Annotated in this window: 8 protein-coding genes; 5 read left to right on the forward strand and 3 right to left on the reverse strand. The window is 30.4% G+C overall.

The window, feature by feature from the left end; translation table 11 throughout:
- Nucleotides 1-40: 40 nt before the first annotated feature.
- Together H3R28_RS08965 and H3R28_RS08770 are read right to left on the reverse strand one after the other, a co-directional pair.
- Nucleotides 41-520, reverse strand: coding sequence for a relaxase/mobilization nuclease domain-containing protein (locus H3R28_RS08965; RefSeq protein ID WP_232351297.1), 480 nt, complete (start codon nt 518-520; stop codon nt 41-43).
- A 171-nt stretch (nt 521-691) separates the two neighbouring features.
- Complete coding sequence (locus H3R28_RS08770) at nt 692-862, reverse strand: hypothetical protein (protein WP_198211004.1); 171 nt, start codon at nt 860-862, stop codon at nt 692-694.
- A 460-nt stretch (nt 863-1,322) separates the two neighbouring features.
- Between H3R28_RS08770 and H3R28_RS08775 the strand changes: the two genes are divergently transcribed.
- Entirely contained in the window at nt 1,323-1,832 is a 510-nt protein-coding gene (locus H3R28_RS08775; protein WP_198211020.1) for a replication/maintenance protein RepL, read from the forward strand.
- A 114-nt stretch (nt 1,833-1,946) separates the two neighbouring features.
- The gene (locus H3R28_RS08780) at nt 1,947-3,437 is read left to right on the forward strand and encodes a hypothetical protein (RefSeq protein ID WP_198211022.1); all 1,491 of its coding nucleotides are present in this window, start codon (nt 1,947-1,949) and stop codon (nt 3,435-3,437) included.
- A gap of 295 nt (nt 3,438-3,732) precedes the next feature.
- On the opposite strand, the gene mobC is transcribed toward H3R28_RS08780, so the two are convergent.
- Nucleotides 3,733-3,921 (reverse strand): plasmid mobilization relaxosome protein MobC, encoded by a 189-nt coding sequence (gene mobC, locus H3R28_RS08785; protein WP_198211024.1) that lies wholly within the window; start codon nt 3,919-3,921, stop codon nt 3,733-3,735.
- 1,056 nt (nt 3,922-4,977) lie between these two features.
- On the opposite strand from mobC, the gene H3R28_RS08790 reads away from it, so the two are divergent.
- From H3R28_RS08790 to H3R28_RS08800, 3 genes are read left to right on the forward strand one after another with little or no spacing between them, the layout of a single operon-like run.
- Nucleotides 4,978-5,337 carry a replication/maintenance protein RepL gene (locus H3R28_RS08790; protein WP_198211026.1) on the forward strand — a complete coding sequence of 120 codons (360 nt, stop codon included), beginning with the start codon at nt 4,978-4,980 and terminating at the stop codon, nt 5,335-5,337.
- Nucleotides 5,334-5,972: an MT-A70 family methyltransferase gene (locus tag H3R28_RS08795; RefSeq protein WP_198211028.1), complete on the forward strand. Its 639-nt coding sequence runs from the start codon at nt 5,334-5,336 to the stop codon at nt 5,970-5,972. Before H3R28_RS08790 ends, H3R28_RS08795 begins: the two co-directional genes overlap by 4 nt.
- A gap of 36 nt (nt 5,973-6,008) precedes the next feature.
- The gene (locus H3R28_RS08800) at nt 6,009-6,755 is read left to right on the forward strand and encodes a BglII/BstYI family type II restriction endonuclease (RefSeq protein ID WP_198211030.1); all 747 of its coding nucleotides are present in this window, start codon (nt 6,009-6,011) and stop codon (nt 6,753-6,755) included.
- Nucleotides 6,756-6,933: the final 178 nt, after the last annotated feature.

The raw sequence follows: 6,933 nt of genomic DNA on the forward strand, positions 1-6,933 counted from the left end.
TCCTCACGTGTCTGAATACGCCCCTTTTCAAGTTCCCCCTCTAAAAGCCCGTTAATCGCTTCCTGAGCCTCTTTTTTGTTTTTGGGCTGTTCCTACCTGAAACAGTCATTTGACGCTTCTGCGGTGCGTCTGGATCGCTTAAATCGTATTGTTGATTAATTACCTGCTTGAAGTTCTCTGCAAGGGGTCGATCTGATTTGTCGTAATAGACCGATAACCGCTTCCCACTTTCAAGCTCTACATTGGGCACAAAGAAGTTTAACTCAAGCCTCCCTTTGTCGGTGTGTTCAATCCAACAGATATTGTATTGCTCTGGCTCCCACCCCGCGAAAAAGGTTTCTTCAAATTTCTGCATGATTTCCTGTTTATAAGCATCAGGGATAGAAGCTTCCTCAAATGACAAACAACCAACCGTATATTGATTCTTGAAGTCTAATCCCTCTGCAATATCAACGGAAAGTCTTGGGTTTCCTTGAAGAACTTGAAATTCATCTTCGCTCTTCTTGAGCAAATAATCCATTGATCCACGAGGACTGCCTCCCGATTTTGGATGAGGAAAGAACTTAATGATCATTTTCGAGCAAACACGTTAATTGTTGTTCGATATGAATGATCTCAATCAACCATTCAATATTGTTTTTTGAATATTGGATTTTCTTGGCAATCTGATTGAGATTGACGCCAATCTTGTTCAATTCGTAAAGCAGTAAAGGATCAACGGTTGCAACTTTTTTTTAGGTTTTTGGTTTAAACAGGTTTCACGTATCCACTCTGCCAATCGAGGCTTGGTCTTTCTTTGAAGCAACTGTTCATATTCTTCTTGGGTTGTCATAATCTCAATTTTTTTGGTTCGCTTTTTCATGATTTCTTCTTTGCTGTAAAAAGGGGTTAAGGGGAACATTCCCTTACAAGAATACAAACCATGGTTTGTATATCCTTACCTATAAGATATTATCTAATTGAAATTTTTAAGTTGTTTGTCAAAGTAAAATTCAGTTTTTTTTTAATTTTTAAAAACTACACAATCGTCAGATTTTGACTTTTAATGGTCAATCTGACTCATGTGTATTTTTTAAAAATTACCTAAAAGATCGATGAATTTTACTAGTAGAATAAGATATAAGAAGAGATATGGTTACAACCAGCAGAAAACTGCGAAGTCAAAATGCATATCCGTATCAAGAGGTGATACATATTCGTATATGCTAAGATATAAAATTATATCATTATATAGTATATTTTAATACCATAAGGTTGTTTTTTTGGAGTATAAGGTGATATAAAAAAGTATCATGATATTATACTTGAAAGACTGTTCAAATATGACATTCAATCCAGAGAAAAGATATGAAACAAATCCTTTTGTTGATGTGAAAGCAATTACAACAAGTAAAAAGAAAGTTGTTATCGGACAAGGAAATGATATTTTATTAAATCAGGAAACCGGAGAAGTAAGCACAACTAATGTGATTACCTATCATGAAGTAGATGATGAGCAGTTTGTAAAGTTATTTACTCAAAATATAGGACTAACGTTTAATTTGTCAGCAAATGGAATAAAAGCTCTTACAGTTTTGATGTGGGTTGTTCAAACTAAAATCAGTAAAGATGAAGTTGTTTTAGACAAATATACTCATGAACAATTTTCAAAAGCCAATCCAAAGTTACATATGGCTTATGTTACATTTAGAAAAGGATTAAACGAACTTGTAAAATCTCAAATACTTGCAAAATCAAAACGAATGGGAGATTATTTTATAAATCCTCATTTTTTATTTAACGGAGATAGAATGAGATTTATCACAGAGATCAAACGAAAAAATTATAAATAATTTTTTAAAAGTGCGACATAAATCTTTGTAAGTAATTGTTTTTATTTATAAATTTTTAATTATCTATGATAAACGCACTAATAAAGTGCGTTATAAATAGAGTAGTGTGACATTATGAAAATCAAACCAAATTCTATACTCAATGTTTTAGAAAAAAACACTGTAATAAGTAGTCAAAATTTAATACAGGAAATTTTACGGATCGATAATCAGAAAGAAGCTTCAATAAGAAAAAAAATATCTAGGATGGTTAAAGAAAAACAAATTTATAAACTTAACAATATTAATCTAAAACATAATCAAAAAATATATTACTTGGCTGCTAGTTTTGGCTCTATAATTTTTTGGAAAAAACTCGTAGAAATTCTTATTAAAGAAAATTCAGTATATGGACACTGTATTATAGCATTATTAAATAACAATGGAATTTTAAGTAAAGAAGATCTTCAAATTCAATGTGGATCTCCTGAGAAATTGAAAAAACAAACATCTTTTATTTCAATTTTTCATACCCTAGAACAAATTAATTTAATAAAAACCTATAATGATTATATTTTTTTAAATTTAAATGAAAACGATATTTCTGAAGAATATCAACAACAAAATATATTAAAATTAAAATTTAATATGTTTATATCAATAATAACTTTTTACTTACGTAGATTTAGCCTTGTTAGCTTTAATGCTGTAAAATACAAATATAAAGTTAGTAATTTTTATTGGGACATTACTGCCCCATCTTTTATAAATTCGCTAATGAGAAATGAGAAATGCGGTTTTGTTGTTGCTGACTATATACACGATTTGAAAGAAGAATTCTCAATTCTACCTTTTATACATAAAGTGGATATTGTTAAAAATACCTATCCACATAATAACATAATGTTTTTTTTATTTAGCTACGAGTTTTTACCCCATCATTTACGTCTTTTAAGATCTAAAGGAATAAGTCCTGTAGCGTTGAAGAATTTTATCAATATAGAAAATTCCAAACAATTATATACTGAACCTACTGAGGTATATAATCAGTTTGTATCTTTTAGTAAGACTAACAAAGAAATATTTTCTGATATGAAAGGTAAAATATTCGAATTCTTTACTTACATGATACTTCATTCAATTTTATCCAATTCCAGCATTAAAATAAATTATATATTGTATTTAGATAATGATAGAAATTGCCATGGAAAAAAAATAAAAAAAGAAATTGATTTTTTTTGTGAAAATCAAGATGATAACTACTATATTGAGTGTAAAAATAAATCACGCATTAATCAAAGTGATATAAATCAACTAGAAACAATATGTAAATATATACAAAAATTATATTGTGAAAATGGCAAAAGGTTAGATAAAAATATTCATATATTTTTATTATCATTTAACGAAATTAATGATCAAAATATAATAAATGAAATACAACGTTTAAAGACAGCATACGAATACCAAGAAAAATATTATAGTGTAGAAGTTAATGGATATTCTATTTGCCATTATTTAGATGAAAATCTACCAAAAAATAGCAATAGGTACGCATTATATATGAAAGAATATAATGAACTTAAAATTAATATCAAAAAAGAAAATAATAATAAATTCCTATAAGCCTCTACCACGATTGTTTTATATTCTTTTTTGAACAATTATTTTAACTCGTTTAAACAGCTTTTGAGCAAATTTTTTAATTTCTAATTTTCTTGCTCTAATTTGATCAATCTCTCGTTGATTAGCTTCAATTCTGCTTCATGATTTTGCTCTACGGCGTTCATGCTCTTCCTGTGCTGCTCGATAATAGCAAGCAACTCGTTCTTGACAGTCTCGCTTAATGCCTCTTGCAATTGCCTCATAATCAAGTTCATTTAATCCACCTTTACCTCCATTAGTTCTTTTAAGAGAACTCTTAAAAAATTTTATCAGCATTACTTACAAACTCCCCTAAAGATTGCTCAATACTCGCTAATTCAAGTAAAATATTTACTTTTTTGTGAACAGATAAAGTTTTATCCATATTCAAACATCGTGCAATTTGATTAAGGTTACCGTCAATTTTAGATAGAGCCACCAATAAAGTAAAATCAACCTTAGGCACAGGCTTTGCTTTTTTGTTTATTTACTTCCTAAGCAAGTATCTCTTATCCATTCTGCTAAATGTACCTTTGTTTTTCATTGAAGTAACTGTTCATATTCTGTTTCAGTGAATTGTAATTCTACACGTTTTGTTCGTTTTTTCATAATTTACTTACTTTAAAGGGGTTAAGGAGAAATCCCTTTGTAAGGTTACAAATTAATGTATGTAATACGTATTTGTGTATCCTTACCCTCTTCTTAAATAAAAATAGGGATGATTTTTCAATCATCCCTATTTTAACCTGCCAAGTTAAGTTGGAGTTGAACCAACATCTTGTCGCTTGTTTAAAGCACCCTCCATGTTTCATAAATAATATTATTCGTTTCAACTTTATGGATTCGAACCTGTTGATCGAGATTATTTATGCCAAATTTCTTTGGTCGCTAGTCTAGCATTTCGACTGTAAACATAATGTTTTTTGTGCGCATGGGTCTCTACGTTGCAAGGGCTTTTTCTGTTCACGAAGTTTCGAGTTTACAAAATTGACTTATCCAGCGGAGCATAATAAACCTCTTTCAGCGTATATAAAAAAGAAATAATCTTTATACGCGTTAATAATAATAAAATAAAAAAGCAAAAAAAACAATTCTTTCTCATTAAAAATCTGCAACTACCCAAGCGGTTTTTTGTTTTTTTATAAACTTTAGACGTTTTCCACAGTTTAAATAGGGAGACTATAGAGGGATATAAATATCTTTATATATCTAGCACTTTCCAAAATCATTAAATTTCTTTGATAAACCTTAAAAAATACATTGATAATAGGTAACATTCAATGTTATTAATTAGTAACACATGGTGTTACCTATTGTTCATTTATTAACAAGGGTAAAACTATGTCTGCCCATATCAAAAGATTACAGCCTTAAAGAACAGCAAAAAGCACAAGAAAAATTAAAACAATTACAATTAATTCTTTTAGAGTTCCCAAAACTTAACGAATAAAAAGTTTCTGCTTTATTATGGGAAACGAAAAGAAAAAACAATTTACAAGAACCAAACAAATAGACATTCATTATGATTAGCCCAGAACAAAATAGAATAGTTGTCAATTGGCTTGAAGAAAATAGTAAACGACCTTTAAAAGCTCTTAGATTATGGGCTTTACTATTCGAAAATGTGCATCGTGAAACTGGTCAAATTATGCTTACACGGCAAGAAATTGCAAAAGAAATACAGCTTTATGTAAATAGCGTAACAAACATTATGACAGAATTAGAAAGTATTGAGGCTATTATTAAACACAAAGAAGGCAGAGGGGTAATTTATTACATGAACCCTAATATAGCTAATCACTACCCTCAAGAAATTAGAGAAAAAACTCAAAGAGAAGCTCCAAGGTTAACACTTTTTGAAGGTGGAAAATACAATAAATGATTAATAAAAAACAAGCTTCAGAAGATCTAAGTAACTTTTTAAAAGAGCAAAAGTTTGCAACAATCATGGCTGATCCTCCATGGCGTTTTACTAACCGAACAGGAAAAGTTGCACCAGAGCATAAAAGGCTTGCTAGATATCCAACCATGAATTTAGAAGAAATATGCAGTCTCCCAATTCAAAACCATTTAGAGGAGACTGCTCATTGTTATTTGTGGGTTCCAAATGCTCTTTTACCTGAAGGGTTACAGGTTCTTAATGCTTGGGGATTTAATTATAAATCAAATATTATTTGGCATAAAATAAGGAAAGATGGAGGTTCTGATGGAAGAGGGGTTGGTTTTTATTTTAGAAACGTAACTGAAATTTTGCTTTTTGGCACAAAAGGTAAAAATGCTAGAACCCTACAAAGAGGTAGAACACAAGTTAATTTACTAGCAACCAGAAAAAGAGAACATTCAAGAAAACCAGAAGAACAATACGAAATTATAGAGGGTTGTTCATGGGGACCGTACTTAGAGCTATTTGGAAGAGGACGTCGAGAAAATTGGACTGTTTGGGGAAATCAAGCCGTTGATGATTACAAACCGACATGGAATACATATAAACATAATTCTTGTAGCCAATATTTATAATGAATTTGATTATAATCAAAAATTAGGAATAACATTTTGAGTAATAAAAACAATAATGATGAAATTATAAAAGATGATATATCTAATGGCAGAATAGCAGATAACCCAAACTATTTTTCTAAGATATTTCCTGAAAATATTTTAAATAAATTTGAAATTTATAGCTATAGATCGGCAGCAGCTATTTTATACCAAACTTTTCCCGAACAATTCAAAGACATAATATCTGCTTTAGAAAATCTTCAAATTACAAAAACTATGATTAGAACTCTAGGAGGTAGTAAAGGTCCTATTGCAAAACACGTTGATGATCTTTTTGATACTGAAAAATGGGTGGAAACCAGGATATCAGCAGATCTAATAGTGAAATTACATCATGCGAAAACAAATAATACTTTCTCAGAATACACGAGAAAAGGATATTTAGATGGACACAGAATAGACTTTGTTTCTGGACGTGTCGCATTTGATTTAGAATGGAATAGCAAAGATCAAACATATGATAGAGATTTATATGCTTTTTCTGCTTTTTATGAAGCTGGAGCAATCGACGTAGGTGTAGTGCTAACAAGAGGTTCTAGCTTAAATAATAAATTTTTCAAAAGTTTAGGAAGGGTTCTAAATCAAGATGGTAAAAGTGAAGGAAAAACATACGTCTATCAAAAATTTGGTGCATCTACTACATGGATGGGAAAATTATTATATCGATTAGATGCAGGTAGAAATGGCGGATGCCCTATTCTTGCGTTAGGAATAACCCCTAAATGTGTTAATGATAAATAAATCTTATTTATAATCCCATTCCCCTATCTCTTGCGAGTTTTCTTTGCTGTTTTGCCTCTGCCTCTTTTCGCTTTTCTAAGGCTTGCCTTTGGAGTTTTACTTCAATGCATCTAGAGACTTTTCGAGCAAGCTCTTCAACTGTTGGTTTTCCTGCTCTAACCTGTCCAACCGTTCGCTT

Origin of the sequence: Commensalibacter sp. M0268 (assembly GCF_016101925.1) — a bacterium.
Lineage (GTDB): Bacteria > Pseudomonadota > Alphaproteobacteria > Acetobacterales > Acetobacteraceae > Commensalibacter > Commensalibacter melissae.